Raw genomic sequence first — 23,156 nt, 5'->3', positions numbered from 1 at the left:
TTGTCCCGTGTGTTTCATCCCCGGACGACGGGGTGCCGGTTAAGGCTATACCGACCAGTTTACAATTTAATCGCACAACGAATCCAGCCCCCCGTCGTCATGACTGAAGGCAGGGGCGCTCGATGGATGGGTCTGGTTGGCGATCAGCTCCCCCAGCGAAAAGAGCGTGCGCGCTGGTAGCGGATCGGCGCGCACGCACGCACGGCGCAGCTTGCATGGCGGCGTCTGCGCGCTCACGAGGCAGCCGTTGTTGCGCCGCCGATGGATTCAACGCAAGGCCAAGCGTATCCTTTCAAAGCTTTCCGCCCCACTTCCACCCGTCTCCACTTCCTCAAGTTGAAGCTATGAATGCGATCCGTGCGGCCAACGACATTCCCCTCGCGTCTGTCGTGCTCGAAGAGTTGAAAAAAAGCGGTTTCCCGACCAAGCGCCTTGATGAGGCGCAATTTTTTATCAGCGCCTTTTTTGCGCGCGTTGCCAGTACCGATGCCGATCTGCACACACCCGCCGAATGGGCGGCGATCATCGCCGGCCTGATCGATTTCATGCAGCAACGCCAGCCCGGGCGCGCCTCGGTGCGCGTGGTCGGCGCCGGCCACGCCGCGCGCAGCGCGGTCGACATCGTCACCGACGACATGCCGTTCCTGGTCGACACGGTGAGCATGGTGCTGTCCGCCCATTCGCCGATCCACGCCGTGATCCATCCGGTGGTAAAGGCCAGCCGCGACGCCAACGGCCAACTGCAGCGCCTGGGCGAGGACCGCGGCAAGCCCGAGTCGGTCATGCATTTCGAGCTGGACAACGTGGCCCGTGAGGCTGACCAGGCGCAGCTCAAGCTGCAGGTCGAGGCTGCGCTGGAAGACGTGCGTGCCGCCGTGCGCGACTGGGACGCGATGCGCGAAAAGCTGCTGTCCATCGCTGCCGACCTGCCGAATCGCAAGCTGCCGCTGGAAGCGGCGTCGGTCAAGGAAGCCAGCGAATTCCTGCGCTGGCTGGCCGACGACAACTTCACCTTCCTCGGCTATCGCGAATACGAGGTCGCCCAGGCCGACGGCGACGAAGTATTGCGTTCGATCGAAGGTTCGGGCCTGGGTATCCTGCACAAGAGCGAGCGCTCGGTAGCGCCGCGTTCGCTGCGCACGCTGGTGGCGCACGATCTGCCGCAGTCCGGCGCCTACGACGCGATCATCCTGACCAAGACCAATGCACGTTCGCACGTGCACCGTGCCGGCAACATGGATTACGTGGGCGTGCTGAAGTTCGATGCCCATGGCAAGCCGGTCTCCGAGCAGCGCTTCCTGGGCCTGTTCACGTCCAACGCCTATATGACGCGCCCGCAGGATGTACCGCTGGTGCGCCAGCGCGTGGAAGCGGTGCTGGCCCGCTCTGGGCTGAAGCGCGATTCGTATTCCGGCAAGTCGCTGCGCCATATCCTGGCGACGTTGCCGCAGGAAGAATTGTTCCAGGCCAGCGAAGACGAATTGTTCAACACCGCCATCGGCGTGCTCGAATTGCAGCAGCGCGCGCGTGCGCGCCTGTTCGTGCGCCGCGACCGCTACGGCCGCTTCTTCACCTGCCTGGTATTCGTGCCACGCGATCGTTTCAGCACCACGGTGCGCGAGCGCATCGAGAACATGCTGCGCGAAGTGTTCCATGGCGAAAGCGTGGATTCCAACGTGCTGATGGGCGAGTCCGCGCTGGCGCGCCTGCACGTTACCGTGCGCCCGCATCCGGGCGATCATCCGAGCTTCGATGCGCAGGAGCTGGAAACGCGCCTGCTGCACATCGTGCGCAACTGGCAGGACAGCCTGCGCGACAACCTGATCGGCCATGCCGGCGAGGCGCAGGGCGTGGCCTTGCTCAATCGCTTCGGCAAGCTGCTGCCGGCCGGCTACGTGGAAGACGTGACGCCGGAAGTGGCGGCGCACGATGTCATGGCGCTGGCCGCGCTCAAGAACGACGAGTCGATCCACCTCAACCTGTACCAGGACCCGCGCGACCAGGGCCTGCGTTTCAAGGTGATCCACGTCGGTGCGCCGATCTCGCTGTCCGAAGCCCTGCCGATGCTCGAAAACATGGGCGTGCGGATGCTGGCCGAGCACGTCTACACGCTGGAAAGCGAAGGTCGCGCGCTGACCATCCACGACTTCGAACTGAAGACGAAAGCGCCACTGGCGTTCGAGTTGCCGCATCTGCGCGAGCGTTTCGAGCGCGGCTTCGAAGCGCTGTGGCGCGGCCAGGCCGAGAGCGATGGTTTCAACAACCTGGTCTTGTCGGCGCAGGCCGATTGGCGCCAGGTGGCGGTGCTGCGCGGCTACTGCAAATATCTGCAACAGGTCGGCATCGCGTTCTCGCAGAGCTACATGGAAGAAACGCTCAACCGCTATCCGGCCATCGCCGGGCTACTGATCGAGCTGTTCAACGCCAAGTTCGATCCGCGCCGCGAACAACTGGCTGTCGCCGAGCTGGAAAAGGCCCAGGCCGACCTGCGCCGTGAAATGCAGGCGCTGATTCCGGCCGATACGCAGAAAGCCAAGCCGGAATTGATCGACGGCATGGTCGCGGTGTTGCCGCAGTCGCGCGAGCAGCAGGTGCACGTGCTGTGGCAGGCGTTGAAGAGCTTGCTTGATGACGTAGCCAGCCTGGACGACGAGCGCATCCTGCTGAGCTTCATGAACACCATCCGCGCCACCTTGCGCACCAGCTTCTTCCAGCAATGGGACGGCGCGCACCGGCACTACATCAGCTTCAAGTTCGACTCCAGGCAAGTGCCGGACGCGCCCAAGCCGGTGCCGTACCGCGAGATCTTCGTGTATTCGCCGCGCGTGGAAGGCATCCACCTGCGCTTTGGCCCGGTCGCGCGCGGTGGCTTGCGCTGGTCGGACCGGCGCGAGGATTTCCGCACCGAAGTGCTGGGCCTGGTAAAGGCGCAGATGGTGAAGAACACCGTGATCGTGCCGGTCGGTTCGAAGGGCGGTTTCTTCGTCAAGCATCCGCCGGTGGGCGGCGATCGCGATGCGCAGCTGGCCGAGGGCATTGCCTGCTATCGGCTGTTCATCAACGGGCTGCTGGATATCACTGACAACCTGGTCGAAGGCAAGGTGGTACCGCCGCACGACGTGGTGCGTCACGACCAGGACGATCCGTACCTGGTGGTGGCCGCCGACAAGGGCACGGCGACGTTCTCCGATATCGCCAATGCGATCTCGATCGAACACGGTTTCTGGCTGGGCGACGCATTCGCTTCCGGCGGCTCCAATGGCTATGACCACAAGGGCATGGGCATCACTGCCAAGGGCGCGTGGGAGTCGGTGAAGCGTCACTTCCGTGCCATGGGCCGCGATTCGCAGAGCGAGGATTTCACCTGCGCCGGCATCGGCGACATGTCCGGCGACGTGTTCGGCAACGGCATGTTGCTGTCCCGGCACATTCGTCTGTTGGCGGCGTTCGATCATCGCCACGTGTTCCTCGATCCGAATCCGGATACGGCCAGATCCTTCGCCGAGCGCGAACGCATGTTCAAGCTGCCGCGTTCCTCGTGGGAGGACTACGACAAGTCGCTGATCTCGGCCGGTGGCGGCGTGTGGCCGCGCAGCGTGAAGTCGATTCCGATCTCGCCGGAAGTGCGTGCCGCGCTGGGCCTGAAGGGTGACGTGCAGCACCTGTCGCCGACCGATCTGCTCAATGCCATTCTCAAGGCGCCCGTGGACCTGCTCTGGAACGGCGGTATCGGCACCTACGTGAAAGCGAGCAGCGAAACGCACGCCGATGTGGGTGACCGTGCCAACAACGCGCTGCGCATCAACGGTGCGGAACTGCGCTGCAAAGTAGTAGGCGAGGGCGGCAACCTCGGCTTCACCCAGAAGGGCCGCATCGAAGCCGCGCAGCATGGCGTGCTGCTCAACACCGACTTCATCGATAACTCGGCCGGCGTGGATACCTCCGACCACGAGGTGAACATCAAGATCCTGCTGGACGACGCCGTGCAGCGCGGCGAAATCACGGTCGACGAACGTAACCGGCAGCTGGCGGCGATGACCGACGAGGTCGGCCAGCTGGTGCTGTGGGACAACTACCGCCAGAACGAAGCCATCACGCTGATGGAGCACCAATCGGTCAAACGGATTGGCTCGATGGCGCATTTCATCCGCACGCTGGAGGCCGAAGGCCTGCTCGATCGCCAGGTGGAAAACCTGCCGAGCGAAACCGAACTGACCGAGCGCAAGACCCGCGGCCAGGGCCTGACCCGTCCGGAACTCTCGGTGCTGCTGTCTTACGACAAGATCCGGTTGTACCAGCAACTGCTGGAGTCGGACGTACCGGAAGATCCGTATTTGTCCAAGGAGCTGGTGCGTTATTTCCCCGCGCCGTTGCACGACAAATATGCCGCGCACATGCAGCGCCATCGCCTCAAGCGCGAGATCATCGCCACCGCGGTCACCAATTCCACCATCAACCGCATGGGCGCCACGTTCATGATGCGCATGCAGGAAGACACGGGACAGGGGCCGGCGGCGATCGCCAAGGCTTATTCGGCCGCACGCGAAATCCTCGGCGCACGCGAGATGTGGGCGCAGATCGAGGCGCAGGACAGCAAGGTTGCCGAAAACACCCAGTTCGACGCGATCATGCAGATCTGGTCGCTGCTGCGCCACATCACGCGCTGGCTGCTCAACCGGCCGGGCGGCACGCTGGATATCGCCGCCAACGTCGAACGCTACCAGGCCGCCGTTTCCGAACTCAGCGCTACCGTGCCGGATGCCTTGACGCCGGCCGGCAAAGCCGACTTCAGCACCAGCCAGGAAAAGTGGGAAGGCCTGGGCCTGCCCACCGATCTGGCCTTGCGCCTGGCCAAGCTGCCGGAACTGCGCGCCATGCTCGACATGGTGGAAGTGGCGCAGCAAACCGGCAAGCCGATCGACAAGGTCGCCAATGTGTTCTTCGAACTGGGCCAGGCGCTGGACCTGGAATGGCTTCGCGGCCAGATCGAAGCCTTGCCGGTGGACGGTCACTGGCATGCGCAGGCGCGCGGCTCGCTGCTGGATGAGCTCAATCACCAGCACCGCGCACTGGCGACGCAGGTGCTCGCGCTCGATACCGGCGGCAAGGGTGGCGTCTCGCCGGTGCAGGCGTGGCTAGACCGCGACGATCCCACGCTGAAATACACCCGCAGCATGCTGTCGGAAATCCTCACGCAGAATGCGGATTATCCGATCGCTTCGGTGGCGGTGCGCCGTCTGGCGCAACTGGCACAGGTGCCAGTGAGCTGACCGCGGTAGCGAATCGCCCTGTCCCTGTGGGGAGAGGGCGAGCTGGTGTTGCAGTGGAATCGGCGCAGGCTTCGATTGGAGAGCAGGGCAAGTCCAGCCGTTCGCCCCGATCCTCTCCTTGAAAAGAGAGGGAATGAAGGGAAAGCGCCACACATCAGAGGGGCAAGGTCGTCATGGTCTTGCCCCTCCCTGTGTCGTAAGCTCAAAGGCACCACCTCAACCCAAGACGGATCTTATGCGCCTCGCGTTCGTCGCCAGCGAAACCAACGTTGCCCAGCAGGCACGTCGCAAACTCGTGGAGCGTTACGGCGACGTGCCCGCCACCGATGCGCAAGTGATCGTGGCGCTGGGCGGCGACGGTTTCATGCTGCGCACGCTGCATGCGCACCGCGCCGTCAACGTGCCGGTCTACGGCATGAAGCTGGGCCGCGTCGGTTTCCTGATGAACAAGCATCGCCTGGACGAGCTGCCCGAGCGTATCGAGCGCGCGCACGTTGCCGAGCTGTTCCCGTTGGAAATGCTGGCGACCGATGCGGACGGCCAGACGCATCATGCCCTGGCCTTCAACGAGGTGTCATTGCTGCGGCAGACCAATCAGGCGGCGCACCTGGAAGTGAAGCTCAACGACATCGTGAAGCTGGCGACCCTGGTCTGCGACGGCATCCTGGTATCCACGCCGGCCGGCTCCACCGCCTACAACCTGTCCGCACACGGCCCGATCCTGCCGCTGGATGCCAACGTGCTGGCGCTCACGCCGATCAGCCCGTTCCGTCCGCGGCGCTGGCGCGGGGCGATCCTGCCGCACCGCACCCTGGTGAGCCTGCGCGTGCTGGACCAGGGCAAGCGTCCGGTGAGCGCAACGGCTGATTTCCTGGAAGTGCGCAACGTAAGCACGGTGGAAATCCGCCAGGCGCAGGAACAAGGCGTGCGCCTGTTGTTCGATCCGGAGCACAACCTGGAACAGCGCATCTTGGACGAGCAGTTCGCGGCGGACTGAGCGTCAATCAGGAGCAGGCAGCTTGAAGGTCGGCGCGATCGCTACGGATGCAATATCTTTTGCTAGATTCAGCCTTCCACCTGGCCTTGATCCATGACCCGCCCAAGCAAAACCGTCCACGATCCCAGCGCCGCCACCGATAACCGGCTGGTGGTCGCCATCTCGTCGCGGGCGCTGTTCGACCTGGGCGACAGCCACGCTTTATTCGAACGGGATGGACTGGACGCCTACCGCGCTTTCCAGATCGAGCACGAGAATGAACTGCTGCCGCCCGGCGTGGCGTTTCCGCTGGTGCAGAAACTGCTGGGGCTCAACCGCCTTGCCGGCGACGTGCCGCCGGTAGAAGTTATCTTGCTGTCGCGCAACTCCGGCGATACCGGCCTGCGCATCTTCAATGCCATCCAGCACTACGGCCTGGAAATCAGCCGTGCGGCTTTCACCAGCGGCGCGCCCACTTCGGATTACATCGCGCCGTTCAAGGCGGACCTGTTCCTGTCGGCCAATGCCGAGGACGTCGGCCGTGCGTTGAAAGCAGGCGTTGCCGCCGCCACGATCCTGCCGTCAGTGGCGCCGCCACGCGCCAGCGAGCAGTTGCGCATTGCGTTCGATGGCGATGCGGTGATCTTCGGCGACGAAGGCGAGCGCGTCTCGCGCGAAGAAGGCCTGGAAGCGTTCCATCGCAACGAGACCGAACGCGCCGACGAGCCCTTGTCGGTGGGGCCTTTCCGCGGCTTCCTTACCGCCGTGCATCGTTTGCAGGCGGCTTTCCCGGCGGAAAATTCGCCGATTCGCACCGCGCTGGTCACGGCGCGCTCGGCGCCCGCGCACAAGCGCGTGATCCTCACCTTGCGTCGCTGGGGCGTGCGCATCGACGAAGCGCTGTTCCTCGGCGGTCGCGACAAGGGACCGTTCCTCGATGCCTTCGGTGCGGATATCTTCTTCGACGATTCCCCGGCCAATGTGGAATCGGCACGCAGGCACGTGGCGACGGGGCATGTGCCACACGGCGTCAGTAACGGTTGATCGATGCCGAAAATTTTGCGGCACCGATCTCATTACGCGGGCATCCAGAAGATCCTGCAATCGATCGACGGAAAAAATTTGCAGCAATACCATGCACTGCAATCCACAATGCCGCATCGGGATTTTCAAGGCTGAACAAGCATGCCCGACGCTACGTTGTCGGAACTCATGCGCCATGCGATCGTCGGACCACAAACCGAATTACGCGATGGAGGTCGCACTGAACCTGCCGATGCAAATCGCGAGGCGATCTTTTTAACGTTGAAAGCGATGCCTGGGTGCGATCTTCAATAGATGGGCAACTGGCCTCGGCATGCTGGGGGCATGGACAGCGTGTTGCCAAGCAATGCTTTACGGTACGCCGTGCCCTTTGCTCGCCGCCCAGATCCCGTACCAATCTTCCGCGTCAAGCTTTACCTCCAGCGCCGCGACGGCATCGCGCAAGCCGTCGATGCGGCCGGTGCCGGTAATCGGATGGGGGCGTGAGGGATGGCGCAGGATCCAGGCGAAGGCGAGGGTGGTGAGGCCGATGTTGCAGCGTGTGGCAATGGCGGACATTTCAGCCCGCACGCGCTGGGCTTGTTCGTCCTCACCGGTAAACAGGCGGCCGCCGGCCAGCGGCGACCAGATCATGGGGCGCAGGCCCAGTTGCTGGGCCTGGTCGAGGGTGCCGTCGTCCAGCGCGTCCAGCTGCAAGGGCGAAAGTTCGAGTTGGTTGGTCAGCAATGGATGTTGCTGATGCAGCAGTTCGAACTGGCTGCGGCTATGGTTGGAAACGCCCCAGTGCGCCACCTTGCCTTCATGCGTGAGCGTGGCGAACGTTTCGGCCAGCGCGTTAGCGTTCATCAGGTAATCGGGGCGATGGATCAGCACCAGGTCAAGCTGTTCCACGTGCAGATTGCGCAGCGACTGTTCGACCTGCGCGCGGATATAGCCGGCGTCGGTGTCGTAGTAGTTGATGCGATAGGGACGCTGCGCCGAGCGCAGGCGGATGCCGCACTTCGTTATCAATTGCATGCGATCGCGCAGCGCCGGAGCGGCTTGCAGCGCTTCGCCGAATAGCGACTCGGCGCGATAGTCGCCGTAGATATCCGCATGGTCGAACGAGTTGATGCCCAGTTCCAGTGCCTGCTCGATCCAGCGCACGCGCTCCTGTACGTCGAGCTTCCAATCGACGATGCGCCAGAGTCCGGCAACGATGGGAGACAGTTCGAGACGTTGCTCGCCTTTTTGCGGCGACATCAGCGTTTCGAGTCCGCATCGGAAGCGGTGGCCTGCGTGGTGAGTTCGTCAGCCGACCAACCGCCGCCCAGGTCGCCGATCAGCGAAACCGTATCGAGCAGTCGCTGCTGCTTCACATTCAAGGCGTTCTGCTCGGCGCTCAACTGAGTGGCCTGGGCGGTGGCGGCCGTGGTGTAGTCGACGGTGCCGGCCTGGTATTCGTTGAAGGCGATCCGCGAGCCCTGGGTGGCGTCGCTTACCAGGGTGTCCTCGACCTCCGCCTGCTGGGCGAGGATGCGCAGTCCGGAAAGGTCGTCTTCGACATTCTGCAACGCGGTCAGCACCGTGCCGCGATAGTTGGCGACGGCGCCCTCGTAAGCGGCCCTGGCGGCGGCCACTTCACCATGACGCGCGCCGAAATCGAACACCGTTTCGTCCACATCGGCACCCACCGACCAGATGTGGTTGGCGATATGCAGCAAGCCGGCCAGCGGGGCTTGTGAGAACCCGTCCGCACCCGACAAGGTGAGGTCGGGATAATAGGCGGCCACGGCCACGCCGATGGCCGCGTTTTGCGCGGCCATCTCGCGTTCGGCCACGGCAATATCGGGCCGGCGTTGCAGCAAGGTGGACGGCACGCCGACCGGAATCGTCGGCAGTGCCGGCAACGCCGTGCTGTGCGGAATGTCCAGTTCCTCCGGCGTCTTGCCGACCAGCACGGCGATGGCGTGGGCGTATTGCGCGCGCGCCACGCCAAGCTCGATCAGGTTCGCCTTCGCATTGCCCAGCTGTGTCCGGGCGGTGATCACATCCGAAGGCGTTATTGTGCCAGCGGTGCCCTGGTTGCTGACCACGCGCAGGTATTCGGTGTAGGCGTCGACCGTCTTCTGTAACAGGTCGATATTCGCATCGCTGATCCGCAGGTCGATCACGGCGGTAGCCAGCGCGACCTGTTCGGACAGGGTGGCATTGGCCAGGGTCGCCTGGCTGGCTTGTGCGGTCGCCTTGTTCTCCTCGATCGTGCGGCGGACCTTGCCCCATAGATCGGGTGCCCAGCTGACACTGCCTTCCAGCGAACCGGAGGTGCTGATGGTTGGCCGCAAACCGGTGGCGTTGCTGCTGAGGCCGTTATCTGCACCGCGTTGCTTGGTGCCTGAGCCGGTAATGCCGATAGTAGGGAATAGCGATGCGCGCGCTACCTGCACTTCGGCCATGGCCTGCTGATAGCTCGCGTAATCTTGCCGCACGGTCTGGTTGGAAACCGATACCATCGGCTCGAGCTGATCGAGCAGCGGATCGTTGAACGCGCTCCACCAGTTGCCCTTGGGCGCTGCGCCGGCAGCAGGCGTGGCCGCCGTCCAGCCTGGAAGCTCCTTGAATTGGGTGGGCATGGGCGTTTGCGGGCGATGGTAGTCGGGGCCGACCATGCAGCCGCCGAGCAGCAACGCCAACGAGGCGGCCAGGGCAGTGTGGAAAATCTTCATGTTCATGCGCTCGCGTCCGATCTGTTCCACGGCAGGGTGGCGGACCACCTGGCGAGCCTAGCGCGCAGGCGGTCGAGGAAGAGGTAGATCACCGGTGTCGTGTACAAGGTGAAGACCTGGCTGAGGATCAGGCCGCCCATCACGGTAATGCCCAGCGGCTGGCGCAGCGATGCGCCCTGGCCGATGCCGATCGCCAGCGGCACCGCGCCGAGCACGGCCGCGGCGGTGGTCATCATGATCGGGCGCAATCGCACCACGGCGGCATCGTGGATGGCCCGGGTGGATTCGTAGCCTTCGTCGCGCTGCAGGTGGATCGCGACGTCGATCATCATGATCGCGTTTTTCTTGACGATGCCGATCAGCAGGATGATGCCGATCATCGCGATGATCGAGAACGGTGTGCCGAACAGCAGCAGCGCCAGTGTCGCGCCGATGCCGGCCGAAGGCAGGGTGGACAGGATGGTGATCGGATGCACGGTGTTCTCATAGAGAATGCCGAGCACGATATAGACGGCCGCCAGTGCCGCCAGGATCAGCAGCGGCATGCTCGACATCGACTGTGCGTACACCTGCGCGGCGCCGGCCGAACTGCCGTGGATGGAGGCCGGCATGCCCAGTTCCTGCATGGCCTGGCTGATCGCCGCCAGCGCTGTGCTCAACGAGCCGCCGGGCGGCAGGTTGAACGAGATGGTGGCCGCCACCAGGCCGCCCTGGTGGCTCACCTCCGTCGCGGTGTGATTGTTGACGTAGCTGAGCATGGCCGGGAACGGCACCAGTGTTTCGGCCGACGTGCTGTCCGCGCTGCCGCTGGAACTGCCGCCCTTGGCATTGGAAATGGCATTGGTGAGCTGGTTGGCCTGCGCGTTGGCGTTGAGCGAGTTGGTGTTGCTCTCCGCGCTGCTGGCGGCGCTGACGGCGGTAAAGCCCTGCACGCCCTGGACCGTTCCGCCCGGCATCTGCGTCTGCGCGGTGCCGGAAGGATTGCCCGCTGCCGTGCTGAAACGCATGCGTTCGAGCATCTGCGGGTATTGCCAGTATTTCGGTGCGACTTCCATCACTACGTAATACTGATTGAGCTGGTTGTAGACGGTCGACACGGTGCGCTGGCCGAACGCATCGTAGAGCACGCTGTCGATCTGGTTCGGCGCGAAGGTGTAGCGCGCCATGGTGGAGCGGTCGAAATTGACGTAGGTCTGCAGGCCGTTCTGTTGCAGGTCCGAGTTCACGTCCTGCATCTGGCTGCGGTATTTGCCCAGGGCCGTCACGAGTTTGGGCACCCAGGTGAACAGCGCGTCGGGGTCGTCGCTGGTCAGGGTGTACTGGTATTCGGCCGCCGAGGAGCGGCCACCGATGTGCAGGTCCTGCGCGGCCTGCATGAACAGCCGCGCGCCGGACACGGCATTGAGCTTGGGACGCAGGCGATCGACCACTTGCGCCGCCGAGATTTTGCGCTCGGCCAGCGGCTTGAGCTCGACGAACACGTTGGCGGTATTGAGCGCGCGGCCACCCGTGAAGCCGGCGACCGAAGCGACCGCGGGATCCTTCTGCACGATCGACTGCAGTTGCGCGAGCTTCTTCTCCATGGCCTGGAAGGAGATGCTCTGGTCGGCCATGATCTGGCCGATCAGGATGCCGTTGTCCTGCTCGGGGAAGAAGGTCGACGGCACCAGCTTGATCAGGAACACGTTCAGCACGATCAGCCCGATCAACATCAGACCAACCAGCAAGGCGTGATCGAGCACCGCGCTAAGCGAGCGCGAGTAGGCATTCTTGAAACGCTCGAACTGCCGCTCGTACCACAGCGCCCAACGCGCCTTCGAATGCATCGCCGCGCCGGACCGCAGCACGTAGGCGGCCATGGTGGGCGTGACGGTCAGCGAGATCAGCAGCGAGAACAGGATGGCGATCGAGAGCGTGACCGCGAACTCGTGGAACAGCAGGCCGATGATGCCCGGCATCAGCAGGATCGGCAGGAACACCGCGATCAGCGACAGGCTCATGGAGATCACGGTGAAGCTGACTTCGCCGCTGCCCTTGAGTGCCGCCTCGCGCACGTCCATGCCTGCTTCGACATGTCGCACGATGTTTTCCAGCACGACCACCGCATCGTCGACCACGAAGCCGGTGCCGATGGTCAACGCCATCAGCGACAGGTTGTCCAGGCTGTAGCCCAACAGGTACATCGGGCCGAACGTGCCGATGATCGATAGCGGCAGGGCGACCGCGGGAATCAGGATCGCGCGCGGCGATTGCAGGAACACGAACACCACGCCGATCACCAGCAATACCGCGATGAACAGCGAGCGTTCCGTATCGCCCACGGCCGCATTCACCGATTGCGAACGGTCGACCGCGATGCCCAGGTGAATGCTGCTGGGCAAGGTTGCCTCGATCGATGGCAACACTTTGCGGATCTGCTGCACGGTCTTGACGATATTGCCGCCCGGCAGCGGATACACGATCACCAGCACCGCCGGCTTGCCGTTGTACAGGCCCATGTTGCGGATGTTCTCCGCCGAATCCTCGACATCGGCGACATTGCGCAGAAACACCGGCGCATTGTTGCGGTAGGCGATTACCAGGTCGCGATACGGCGCGGCCTTGTTGATCTGGTCGTTCGAGGTGACTTCGTAGCGCTGGCCATCCTGGTCGATATGGCCCTTGGCGCTGTCCGCGTTGGCGGCACTGATCGCCGCGCGCACGTCTTCCAGGCCGATGCCATAGCTGTTGAGCTGGTCCGGCTGCAGTTCGACGCGCACCGATGGCAGCGCGCTGCCGCCAAGCGTGATCTGGCCTACGCCATCGACCTGCGAGAGCTGCTGCTGGATGACCGAATCGGCCGAGTCGTAGAGCTGCGCGCGCGTCAAGGTGCTGGACGTCAGCGCCAGCACCATGATCGGCGAATCGGCGGGATTGTATTCGCGATAGGTCGGGTTGTTGCGCAAGGTCGTGGGCAGGTCCGCGCGTGCTGCCTGGATGGCGGCCTGCACGTCGCGCGCCGCGCCGTTGATGTCGCGGCTCAATCCGAACTGCACGACGATCCGCGCCGAGCCGACGTCGCTGGTCGAGGTCAGCTCGCTGACATCGGCGATCGTGCCCAGACGTTTTTCCAGCGGTTCGGCCACCGTCGAGGCCATGATGCTCGGGCTGGCGCCGGCCATGCTCGCCTGCACCACGATCACCGGGTAAGTCACGTTCGGCAGCGGCGCGACCGGCAGGCGGAAGTACGCCAGCGCGCCCGAAAGCAGAATCGCAATCGCCAGCAGGGTGGTCGCGACCGGCCGCCGGATGAAGAGCGCGGAAATATTCACGGCTGCACCTGCTCAAACGTACCCGGCAGCATCGCGGCTATCGTTCCGGCGCAAGCAGGGCATGACGGCAGCGCGGCACGCTCTCCGTGCGACACGGAGGTGGCAGCGCCGGAATAGCGACGATCCACGCGCATCACGGCGCACTGTCTCCCGCGGCCAGCGAAGGCTTGCGCTGGAAGCGCTGTGCCAGCCGGTCGAAGAACAGGTAGATCACCGGCGTGGTGAACAAGGTCAGCAACTGGCTGAGCATCAGGCCGCCGATGATCGCCAGGCCCAGCGGCCGGCGCAATTCCGAGCCGGTACCGGTGCCCAGCAGCATCGGCAATGCGCCGAGCATCGCCGCGAGGGTGGTCATCAGGATCGGCCGGAATCGCAACAGCGACGCCTCGAAAATCGCTTCCGCCGGCGGCTTGCCGTGTTCGCGTTCGGCTTCCAGGGCGAAGTCCACGATCATGATCGCGTTCTTCTTCACGATGCCGATCAGCAACACGATGCCGATGATGCCGATCACGTCCAGGTCGGCGCCGGCGACCATCAGCGCCAGCAGCGCGCCGATGCCCGCCGAGGGCAGCGTGGAGAGGATCGTCACCGGATGGATGAAGCTCTCGTACAGCACGCCAAGCACGATGTAGACAGCCACCAGGGCGGCGATCAGCAAATACACCTCGCTGGACAGCGAATCCTGGAAGGCCTGCGCGGCGCCCTGGAACGAGGAGGTGATCGACGGCGGCAGATGCACCGCCTGTTCGGCCTGGTTGACCTCGTCTACCGCCTTGCTCAGCGATGCGTCCTTGGCCAGGTTGAAGGAAATCGTCACCGAGGGGAACTGGGCCAGGTGGCTGATTACCAGCGGCGACTTGGTCACCTCGATCTTGGCGATGGCCTTGAGCGGTACCTGGCCGCTGCTGGCGGTCTGGCTGGGCAGGTACAGGTCGCCCAGCGATTCGAGCGTCGGCAGCTTTTCCGGCTTGGCTACCAGGATCACGCGGTACTGGCTGGACTGGTCGAAGATGGTCGAGACAATGCGCTGGCCCAGCGCATCGTAGAGCGCGTTGTCGATCGTCGCAGGCGTGATGCCGAAGCGCGCCGCCAACTGGCGGTTGACCTCGACGTTGACGCTGAGGCCGTCATTGTTCAGGTCGCTGGTGACATCGGTGATCGAGCTTATCCGTTTCATGCGCGTGATCAGCGCCGGTACGTACTTCTGGAACTCCTGCTGGCTGGGCCCGCGCAGCACGAACTGGTACTGGTTCGGCGATATGGTGGTATCGAGGGTCAGGTCCTGCTCGGGTTGCAGGTAGAGCTTGATGCCGGAAATATTCGCCACTTCGTCCTGGATGCGCCGGGCGATTTCAGCCGCGGTGTCGGAGCGATCGCCGCGCGCCTTCAAGTTGATCAGGAAACGGCCGTTGTTGAGCGTGGTGTTGGTGCCGTCGATGCCGACATAGGAAGTGAGATTAATGACGTCCTTATCCTTGAGGATCGCCTCGGCCAGTTGGGCCTGGCGATCGACCATGGTGGAGTAGGACACCGAGTTGTCGGCAATGCTGATGCCCTGGATCACGCCGACGTCCTGCACCGGGAACAAGCCTTTGGGAATCGCCACGTACAGCACCACCGTGATCACCAGCGTGGCGATGAACACCAGCAGCGTTGCCACCTGATGGCTCATCACGAAGCGCAGCCCGCGCTCGTAGGCGTGCAGGGTCTTGTCGAACAGTCCTTCGCTGATGCGCTCGAAACGGCTGGGATGGCGTTCTTTCTCCGCCCGCAGGATGCGCGCGCACAGCATCGGCACCAGGGTGAGCGATACGATGCCCGAAAGCACGATGGTAACGGCCAGCGTGACGGCGAATTCGCTGAACAGCCGTCCGATCACGCCGCCCATGAACAGCAGCGGGATCAATACCGCGATCAGCGAGACGGTCAGCGACAGGATGGTGAAGCCGATCTGGCCGGCGCCGATCAGCGCCGCGTTCAACGGCGTTTCGCCTTCCTCCAGATAGCGCACGATGTTCTCGATCATCACGATCGAATCGTCCACCACGAAGCCGGTGGCGATGATCAACGCCATCAGCGAGAGGTTGTCGATCGAATAGTTGAACTCGTACATCAGTGCCATCGTGCCGATCAGCGACACCGGTACCGAAATGCTGGGAATGATGGTGGCGGGCAGGTTGCGCAGGAACACGAAGATCACCAGCACCACCAGCGCCACCGCCAGCACCAGCTCGAAGGCGGCATCGGATACCGACGAGCGGATCACGCCGGTGCTGTCGGACACGATCTGCACTTTCATGCCTGCCGGCAGGGTGGATTCCAGCTCCGGCAGCTCCTTCTTGATCTGGTCGACCGTGGCGATCACGTTCGCGCCGGGCTGGCGCTGCACGTTGAGCACGATCGCCGGCGTGCCGTTGTACCAGGCGCCCTGCTCGGTGTTCTGCGCGGACTGGGTCACGCGCGCGACGTCGCGCAGATGCACCGGCGCGCCATTCTGGTAGGAGACCACCGTGTCCAGGTAATCCTTCGGATCCTGGATCTGGTCGTTACCGTTGATGGTGTAGTCCAGTTCGGGCCCGTCGAAATTGCCCTTGGGCTGGCTGACGTTGACGTTGGCGATCAGCGAGCGCAGATCGTCGATATTGAGGCCATAGGCGGCCAGCTTCTGCGGATCGGCTTCCACCCGGACTGCCGGGACGTTGCCGCCCGATGGCGTGACCAGGCCGACCCCGGACACTTCGGAAATCTTCGTGCCGAGCCGATTGTTCGCTACGTCCTGCAATTGCGGCAGCGACATGGATTTGGAAGTCACCGCCAGCGTCAGGATGGGCTGGTCGGCGGGATTCACCTTGGCGTAGGTCGGCGGCGCCGGCAAGCCGGTAGGCAGCAAGCTGTTGGCGGCGTTGATCGCCTCCTGCACGTTCTGTTCGGCGACGTCGAGATTGAGCGAGAGATCGAACTGCAGGGTGATGACCGAGGCCCCCGCGGAACTGTTCGAGGTCATCTGCTGCAGGCCGGGGATTTCCCCCAGCTGCACTTCCAGCGGCGCCGTTACCGTGGTGGCCATGACGTCGGGGCTGGCGCCGGGATAGAACGTCTGCACCTGGATGGTCGGGTAGTCGACATCGGGCAGCGATGACACCGGCAGGAAACGCATCGCCACCAGGCCCACCAGCACGAGGGCGATCATCAGCAGTGATGTGGCCACCGGCCTGAGTACGAACAGGCGGGAAATATTCATCAGATCGCGCGCCTGCCGATTACGAAGCTTGAGAAGTGGAGTCGGAGCCTTGCTTGCGCTTTCCGCTCCGTTGCGGCGTAGCTGCCGAGGACGACGAAGCCGGTGCCGCCGTGCTGCTCGCGGCGGCCGGCCGGGGCTGGGCGATCTTGATCTTGGCGCCGTCGCTCAGGCGGTCCATGCCGTCGGTGACCACCGTCTGGCCGACCGAGAGGCCCGCTACGATCACCGTATTTTTGCCGTCGCTCGGTCCCGGCGTGACTTTGCGCACCGAAACCGTATTGTCGGCATTGACCAGGTAGACGTAATTGCCGGGCGCGCCGGTCTGCACCGCCGGCGTCGGCACCAGCACCGCCTGCTGCAGCGTATCGACCAGCAACTGGACGTTGACGAATTCGTTCGGATACAGCACTTCGTTGTCGTTGGCAAAAGTGGCGCGCAGGGTGACCGTGCCGGTGCCGGTGGCCATCTGGTTGCTGATGGCGTACAGCGTGCCGGTAGCGAGCTGCTTGCTGTTGTCGCTGTTGTAGACCGTGACCGGCAACTTCGCACCCGAGCCGAAACGCTCCAGCACCTTGCCCAGCGAATTCTGCGGCACGGTGAATTGCACGGTCGTCGGCTTCATGGTGGTGATGACCACGATGCCCGGCGAGCTGGATTGCGTCACGTAATTGCCCGGGTCGACCAGGCGCAGGCCGACGCGCCCGGCGACCGGCGCGGTGATACGGCAATAGGCGAGGTCCAGATCGTATTGCGCAATACTGGCCTGGTCCGACTTCACCGCGGCTTCATCCTGCGCCACGGTGAAGGTCTGGTCGATATAGGTCTGCTCGGCGATCGATTTCTGCTGATGCAATTGCGTATAGCGCGCCAGGTCGGCACGTGCCTGGTTCAGGCTGGCCTGGTCCTTGGCGAGCTGCGCCTGGGCTTGCTGCTTGCTGATCTCGTACTGGCGCGGATCGATCTGTGCGAGGAACTGGCCCTTCTTCACATCCTGGCCTTCCTGGTAACCCACTTCCGTCAGGTAGCCGCTCAACTGCGGCAGCACGGTGACGGTGGCGATGGGCGTGACAGTGCCAAGTTCGTTCAATACTTCGGGCATCGTGCCCTGGCTGGCCTTGCTCGCGGTCACTACTTGCGCAGGCGTGCCGGTTCGAGCGGGCTTGGCATGGAACAGGTGGAACGCGACGAGGATGACGGCCGCAATGAAAATCGCCACGGCGATCCACAGGCCGCGCCTCTTGCGAAAGTGTCCGGCTGCTTGCGGGGTGTCGGCACTCATAACCATCTCCAAATGCTCGCCCTTGGGTCTACAAGGCGCTTTCAGTTGTCTACGCTCGCCATCAGGGGGAAAGATGGCATGAAGGCCGTCAACGCGACGGTCAAAAGCGTCCAAACGGCCTATCTTTCATGCGGTTGACACAGATCGGCCAGTATTTGAGCAGGCATGACCGGTTAACACGCATGGTTCGCCACGCTGGACGCGGCGATGCAACTCATGATTGTGACGAACGCCGGAGCATACAGGCACTGCGAATAGGCATATTGCAAAGACCGTGGCGCTGTGGCTGCCAGCGCAGCTGTCACGATGGAACCGTCATCCCTGGACGATCTTCTGCCGTCGCCACCAGCGCGTGACTTTCTCCTCGCGCACCAGCGTGAACAGGCCGGCGCCGAGAATCATCACGATGCCGATCAGCATCGGCCAGTCGAGCTTGTCGCCGAACAGCCAGTAACCGAAGGCGATGGCCCAGAGCATCTGGCTGTATTGCGTGGGGGCGACGCGGTTGGCCGCGGTGATCAGCGTGGCGTACATCAGCAGCACGCCGGCCAGCGCCGCCAGCAGGCCGTAGCCGGCGAGCAGTCCCCATTCGTGCAGGTTGGGCCAGGCGAAATGGGGAAGCATCAGCAATCCGCCGATGATCAGCGGACCGACCACGCCGGCGCCATACAGGCTCAGGCGCTTTTCGTGCGGGCCGGCCATGCGCAGCGCCACCACCGAGACGGCGGCGAGCAGGCCGCAGACCAATCCGGCGATATCGCCCCCGCCCAACGCACGAAAACCAGGGCGCAGCACCACCAGCACGCCGGCAAAGCCCACCACCACCGCCGACCAGCGGCGCCAGCCGACATGTTCCTTGAGAAAAATCACCGACAAGATCGTCACGAAGATCGGCATCAGGAAGATCATCGTGAATACCTCCGCCATCGGCAGCAGTGTGAACGCGGTGACCGAAGCGATGTTGCCGAAGGCGCCGGCTGCCGCGCGCAGCCACCACAGCGAAGGACGCTGCGCGGTGACCGCATCGCGCAAGCGGTCGCCCTTGCCCATGATGAAAGGCAGGGCGGCCAGCCCGAACAACGCGCCGAAGAACACCGATTCGAAAGGCGGTACGGAACCGTGAAGCGATTTCACGAAGGCATCGCTGATGGCATAGGCCGCGAAAGAGGCGAAGCCGAGAAGCACACCTTTGATCATGTGGAATCCAGCGGTTCGTACATTTATGAAAGTGAGTGACAAAGATGACCATACGCCGCCCCCCCCAAAGCCGGATCACCGACGGCCCCAGCAGGGCGACAAGCATGGAGGCGCGGCTATGCTCCCACAGCTGCGTCTGCCTGTGCACCTGCACAGCGATGCAACCATGCCTTTTAGTTGGGAGGCCTGCGCCTTTTTGTTGTTTGTGTTGGCGCGGAGCGCTGGCTAGTTTCAGTGCGTAACGGCGTCGATCGCGCTTGGTTCCGGTCGCCCCCGTTTGGTTCCTGGATACGCACGCAAGGGATGCACGCGCCGTGACCCATCGACGTTTGCCGGCCTATGGCGCCGGCCTGCTTTTTTCAATCCTTTTTGGAACCAGCGCTCCAGTGCTGGCGGTCAAGGTCAGCGATCACCTCGACCTTGGCGGCGCCGTGCGCGTGCGCGTGGACGAAGACGCGAGCCGCGGCATCCATAAATGGGGCCTCGACACCATCATGTTGAGCGCCAGATACGATTCGGACAGCTGGATCGGCGCCGCGCGCTACCGCTTCTATGGCAAGGATTATCCCTTCCAGTACGTGCGCCGCTTCGGGGAAATCTCGTTCGCGGAGTACGCATGGATTGGCTACCGCTTCGATAGCAGCCGGCAACTGCAGCTCGGCCTGAACCAGGTGCCATTCGGATTGCAGCCTTATTACAGCGGCACCTTCTATGAAACCCTGGGCAATGTGATCGGGCTGGAGGATGTCTGGGAACTCGGCGCCAAGTACATCCAGGACGTTGGTGACTGGAACCTCCAGGCCGGCTACTACGCACGCACGGCGTGGCCGGGGCAGGGTACCAGCAACGGTTCTACCTATTCGATCGTGGTGACGCCCGCCGACGCCAGTGTCGCCGGCGGCAGCCGCAACGACGAGCGCGGCCTGTTCGTCGCGCGGGCGGTGCGCAAGCTGGAGCTTGGCAACTGGGACGGCGAGGCGGGCGTATCGGCCATGTCGTCCGCCTTGTACAACCGCGATACCCGCCGCTACGGCCGACGCTATGCGTATGCCGTCCACTATGCCGGCAGCAACGGACCGTGGGGCGTCAAGCTGCAGTACGCGCGCCAGCAGATGGCGCCGAGGAACGCGGGCGACAGCCGCTCCGTGAGCTTCGGCGGCTATGACGGAACCTTCAACGTGGCCAGCCGCGGCAACTTCTATACCGGCGATCTGAGTTACTCGATTCCTGGAAAGTTTGTAGGCGGATGGATAACTGGTGTGAAGGTGTATGGGAACTACAGCCTCTATGACAAATCTCAAAAGGATTTTCGCAACTCCCAGCGGTTCATTTTGGGCACGTCGTTTTCGTTGAAGGCGCTGTGGATCGCGGTGGAATGGCTGAACGGACGCAACGATCCTTACCTGGGCGGCAGCAACTATGCGCAAAGCGCCGCGGCCGGTGGCAGCAATGTGTGGAGGGGACAGTTCTATATGAACATTGGCTACTATTTCTGATTGCGCACGGCCATTTGCGTCGTGCACGCGGCCTTTCGCGCCGCTTCCGCACGACCTCATGGCCCAGGAGGGCATGCATGAAACGCAGGATGCCCACGCTCAACGCGCTCAAGGTTTTCGAAGTGGCCGCCGGCCTTGGCAATTTCACCCGCGCGGCAGAAGTGCTCAGCGTGACGCAGAGCGCCGTCAGCCGCCAGGTTCGGCAACTGGAAGACCAACTGGGCGAGGCATTGCTCGAACGGCGTCACCATCATCTGCAATTGACCGGAGCCGGCAAGCTGCTGTTGAAGGCCTTGCGGCAATCGTTCGACGGCATCGAATTCACCGTGCGCGCCATCCAGCAGAAGCAGCATCTGAACCGCTTGCGCATCAACGCGCCGCCTACCTTCGCCATGCGCTGGCTGCTGCCGCGGCTTGGGCGCCTGCGCGAGCGCCATCCGGAACTCGAAGTAACGCTTACCAGTGCGCAGCACGACACGCTCGCCGAATCCGCGCAACTCGATTGCGCGATCCGCTTCGGCAACGGCGAATGGGGCAACCTGGACAGTTCGCTGCTGCTGCACGAGCAACACGTGGCCGTTTGCGCGCCATCGCTGCTGGACGGGTCGGCAGCGGCCAAGGTCGAGCTTGCCCAGCTGCCGTTCCTGCATGTGCTGGCCACGCAGGACAAACGCTACATGACCTGGCAACACTGGCTCGATGCCGCCGGACTGAGCGGCATCGATACGCGCAACGGCTATGAATTCGATTTGCTGGACATGGCGATCCGAGCCGCCGTGGCAGGCCTGGGCATCACCATCGCGGACCGGCACATGGTCAGCCAGGAACTGGCCGATGGACGACTGGTCATGTTCCGCGAGGTGCAAGTGGAGGGACACCAATCGTATTGGTTCGTGACGCGGCCGGAGCAGTCGTTGACACCGGCGGTCGAATCATTCCGCGCGTGGCTGCAACAAGAGATTGCATCCTGCGAGCGCGACAGCGGTCGTCTGCCCGAACAGGCCTATCGGATCCGCGATTGGCCTGGCCACCAAGCCACCGGCATGCACCATTCTTTTTTTGAATGATCAGTCAGCAAATTAATCGTTTGTAAGCCGCCTTGGCCCTCGCTCAATCTTTCTTTGAGATTTGAGGCGCGGGCGAATTTTGTCACGCATCCTCCAAGTGCGGTCATCCACAGCCGCCATGCAACCGAATGCGGAGTACCTGATGCGCAGCGAGCGGAATTTCATCGACGGCATGTTTGTCGACGCGGGTGGCGAAACGCCCATCGCCGTCCACAATCCGGCAACTGGCGAACTCATTGCAAAGGTCGATGCGGCCAGCGCTGCCCAGGTGCAGGCAGCCGTGACCGTGGCGGCGCGCGCGCAGCGTGCGTGGGGCCGCTTGCCGGCGATCGAACGTGCGCAGTACCTGCGCAAGCTTGCCGATGCGCTAGTAGCCAATGCCGCCGCGATCGGCGCAGCGCTCGCCAGCGAATCGGGCAAGAGTGTGGCCGATGCCAGCAACGAAGCGATCTACGCCGCGGAAATTACCCGTTATCACGCCGAATGGGCCCGCCGCATCGAAGGCGAGGTGATCCCCAGCGACAGCGTCGACGAAACGATCCTGCTGCAACGCGAACCGATCGGCGTGGTGGCCTGCCTGATTCCCTTCAACTATCCGGTGTACACGTTGCTGCGCAAGATCGCTCCCGCGCTGATTGCCGGCAATGCCGTAGTGGTTCGCCCCAGCAACAGTACGCCACTGTGCGCATTCGAAATCGCCCGCGCCGTCGAGCAGGCCGGCTTGCCACCGGGCGTCATCAACATCCTCGCCATGCAGCACGCGCACGCCGAGATACTTTGCACGCAACCGGCGGTCGGCATGATCACGCTTACCGGCAGTGTCGGCGTGGGCCGTGCCGTGCTGGACTACTGCAAGGCCCATATCGCCAAGCCATCGCTTGAACTCGGCGGCAAGACGCCGGCAATCATCGAACCCGACGCGGACCTGGAACAAGCTGCCCAGGCCATCGTTGCATCCAAGACCACCCATTGCGGGCAGTTGTGCACGGCGATCGAGCGCGTGTACGTGCATGGCAGCGTGCATGATCGCCTGCTTGCGTTGCTGCGCGAGAAGTTCGCGGCAATCCGTATCGGCGATCGCACCGAGGACGCCAGCAGGATGGGGCCGCTGGTGAGTGACCGTGCGCGCCAGGAAATCCACGCAAAAGTGCAGCGTGCGATAGCCGAAGGTGCCGTGCTCGAGGCGGGCGGCGTGCTGCCAGAAGGCAAGGGCTTCTTCTATCCGGCCACCCTGCTGAGCCACTGCCGCCAGCGCATGGAGATCGTGCAGGAGGAAATCTTCGGGCCGGTCCTGCCGGTGCTGCGTTACGACACGCTCGATGAGGCGCTGGCGATGGCGAACGATCATCAATTCGGCCTCTCCTCGGTGCTTTATACGGAGCATTACCGCACGGCGCTCAAGGTCGCCAATGGCATCGAAGCGGGCGAACTGTACGTCAACCGCACGCCGGCCGATCCTTATCAGGGCTTCCATGCCGGCTGGAAACGTTCGGGCCTGGGCGGCGACGATGGCAAGCACGGCATGCTGGAGTTCACCCAGACGCGCCTCGTGGTCATGAGGTATTGAACC

The 23,156-nt window shown here is 63.4% G+C and carries 13 protein-coding genes; 6 read left to right on the top strand and 7 right to left on the bottom strand.

All coding sequences use genetic code 11. The features are described from left to right. Positions 1 to 66 precede the first annotated feature (66 nt). Entirely contained in the window at positions 67 to 237 is a 171-nt protein-coding gene (locus tag ISP15_RS13055) for a hypothetical protein (protein ID WP_404547967.1), read from the bottom strand. 107 nt (positions 238 to 344) lie between these two features. Between ISP15_RS13055 and ISP15_RS13050 the strand changes: the two genes are divergently transcribed. The 3 genes from ISP15_RS13050 to ISP15_RS13040 all read left to right on the top strand — a co-directional run bounded on the left by ISP15_RS13050 (position 345) and on the right by ISP15_RS13040 (position 7,290). Further along, positions 345 to 5,270: an NAD-glutamate dehydrogenase gene (locus tag ISP15_RS13050; protein WP_404547966.1), complete on the top strand. Its 4,926-nt coding sequence runs from the start codon at positions 345 to 347 to the stop codon at positions 5,268 to 5,270. 235 nt (positions 5,271 to 5,505) lie between these two features. Continuing rightward, positions 5,506 to 6,267 (top strand): NAD kinase, encoded by a 762-nt coding sequence (locus ISP15_RS13045; RefSeq protein ID WP_404547965.1) that lies wholly within the window; start codon positions 5,506 to 5,508, stop codon positions 6,265 to 6,267. Positions 6,268 to 6,360: 93 nt separating this feature from the next. After that, positions 6,361 to 7,290 carry a 5'-nucleotidase gene (locus ISP15_RS13040; protein ID WP_404547964.1) on the top strand — a complete coding sequence of 310 codons (930 nt, stop codon included), beginning with the start codon at positions 6,361 to 6,363 and terminating at the stop codon, positions 7,288 to 7,290. A 351-nt stretch (positions 7,291 to 7,641) separates the two neighbouring features. Here ISP15_RS13040 and ISP15_RS13035 read toward each other — a convergent pair whose 3' ends face one another. The 6 genes from ISP15_RS13035 to ISP15_RS13010 form a co-directional block, all read right to left on the bottom strand. Further along, complete coding sequence (locus ISP15_RS13035; protein WP_404547963.1) at positions 7,642 to 8,532, bottom strand: aldo/keto reductase; 891 nt, start codon at positions 8,530 to 8,532, stop codon at positions 7,642 to 7,644. Continuing rightward, positions 8,532 to 10,001, bottom strand: coding sequence for an efflux transporter outer membrane subunit (locus ISP15_RS13030; protein ID WP_404547962.1), 1,470 nt, complete (start codon positions 9,999 to 10,001; stop codon positions 8,532 to 8,534). Before ISP15_RS13030 ends, ISP15_RS13035 begins: the two co-directional genes overlap by 1 nt. Beyond that, positions 9,998 to 13,306: an efflux RND transporter permease subunit gene (locus ISP15_RS13025; RefSeq protein ID WP_404547961.1), complete on the bottom strand. Its 3,309-nt coding sequence runs from the start codon at positions 13,304 to 13,306 to the stop codon at positions 9,998 to 10,000. Before ISP15_RS13025 ends, ISP15_RS13030 begins: the two co-directional genes overlap by 4 nt. Positions 13,307 to 13,439: 133 nt before the next feature. Continuing rightward, positions 13,440 to 16,547: an efflux RND transporter permease subunit gene (locus tag ISP15_RS13020; RefSeq protein ID WP_404547960.1), complete on the bottom strand. Its 3,108-nt coding sequence runs from the start codon at positions 16,545 to 16,547 to the stop codon at positions 13,440 to 13,442. A 19-nt stretch (positions 16,548 to 16,566) separates the two neighbouring features. Continuing rightward, positions 16,567 to 17,826 (bottom strand): efflux RND transporter periplasmic adaptor subunit, encoded by a 1,260-nt coding sequence (locus ISP15_RS13015; RefSeq protein ID WP_404547959.1) that lies wholly within the window; start codon positions 17,824 to 17,826, stop codon positions 16,567 to 16,569. A 315-nt stretch (positions 17,827 to 18,141) separates the two neighbouring features. Beyond that, positions 18,142 to 19,023, bottom strand: a complete 882-nt coding sequence (locus ISP15_RS13010) for a DMT family transporter (protein ID WP_404547958.1) — start codon at positions 19,021 to 19,023, stop codon at positions 18,142 to 18,144. 314 nt (positions 19,024 to 19,337) lie between these two features. Between ISP15_RS13010 and ISP15_RS13005 the strand changes: the two genes are divergently transcribed. The 3 genes from ISP15_RS13005 to aldA all read left to right on the top strand — a co-directional run bounded on the left by ISP15_RS13005 (position 19,338) and on the right by aldA (position 23,153). Further along, entirely contained in the window at positions 19,338 to 20,519 is a 1,182-nt protein-coding gene (locus ISP15_RS13005; protein ID WP_404547957.1) for a hypothetical protein, read from the top strand. 77 nt (positions 20,520 to 20,596) lie between these two features. Further along, positions 20,597 to 21,586: a LysR substrate-binding domain-containing protein gene (locus ISP15_RS13000; protein ID WP_404547956.1), complete on the top strand. Its 990-nt coding sequence runs from the start codon at positions 20,597 to 20,599 to the stop codon at positions 21,584 to 21,586. Between the two features lie 142 nt (positions 21,587 to 21,728). Then, positions 21,729 to 23,153 carry an aldehyde dehydrogenase gene (gene aldA, locus ISP15_RS12995; protein WP_404547955.1) on the top strand — a complete coding sequence of 475 codons (1,425 nt, stop codon included), beginning with the start codon at positions 21,729 to 21,731 and terminating at the stop codon, positions 23,151 to 23,153. Positions 23,154 to 23,156 lie beyond the last annotated feature (3 nt).

This window comes from Dyella jejuensis (assembly GCF_044904675.1).
GTDB lineage: Bacteria > Pseudomonadota > Gammaproteobacteria > Xanthomonadales > Rhodanobacteraceae > Dyella_B > Dyella_B jejuensis.
This window is presented reverse-complemented; position numbering and strand designations above follow the sequence as displayed.

What these genes read in the sequence shown, in the direction of transcription:
- ISP15_RS13050 (WP_404547966.1), top strand. Translation starts at nt 345, where the DNA reads ATGAATGCGATCCGTGCGGCCAACGACATTCCCCTCGCGTCTGTCGTG.
- ISP15_RS13045 (WP_404547965.1), top strand. Translation starts at nt 5,506, where the DNA reads ATGCGCCTCGCGTTCGTCGCCAGCGAAACCAACGTTGCCCAGCAGGCA.
- ISP15_RS13040 (WP_404547964.1), top strand. Translation starts at nt 6,361, where the DNA reads ATGACCCGCCCAAGCAAAACCGTCCACGATCCCAGCGCCGCCACCGAT.
- ISP15_RS13035 (WP_404547963.1), bottom strand. Translation starts at nt 8,532, where the DNA reads ATGTCGCCGCAAAAAGGCGAGCAACGTCTCGAACTGTCTCCCATCGTT.
- ISP15_RS13030 (WP_404547962.1), bottom strand. Translation starts at nt 10,001, where the DNA reads ATGAACATGAAGATTTTCCACACTGCCCTGGCCGCCTCGTTGGCGTTG.
- ISP15_RS13020 (WP_404547960.1), bottom strand. Translation starts at nt 16,547, where the DNA reads ATGAATATTTCCCGCCTGTTCGTACTCAGGCCGGTGGCCACATCACTG.
- ISP15_RS13015 (WP_404547959.1), bottom strand. Translation starts at nt 17,826, where the DNA reads ATGAGTGCCGACACCCCGCAAGCAGCCGGACACTTTCGCAAGAGGCGC.
- ISP15_RS13010 (WP_404547958.1), bottom strand. Translation starts at nt 19,023, where the DNA reads ATGATCAAAGGTGTGCTTCTCGGCTTCGCCTCTTTCGCGGCCTATGCC.
- ISP15_RS13000 (WP_404547956.1), top strand. Translation starts at nt 20,597, where the DNA reads ATGAAACGCAGGATGCCCACGCTCAACGCGCTCAAGGTTTTCGAAGTG.
- aldA (WP_404547955.1), top strand. Translation starts at nt 21,729, where the DNA reads ATGCGCAGCGAGCGGAATTTCATCGACGGCATGTTTGTCGACGCGGGT.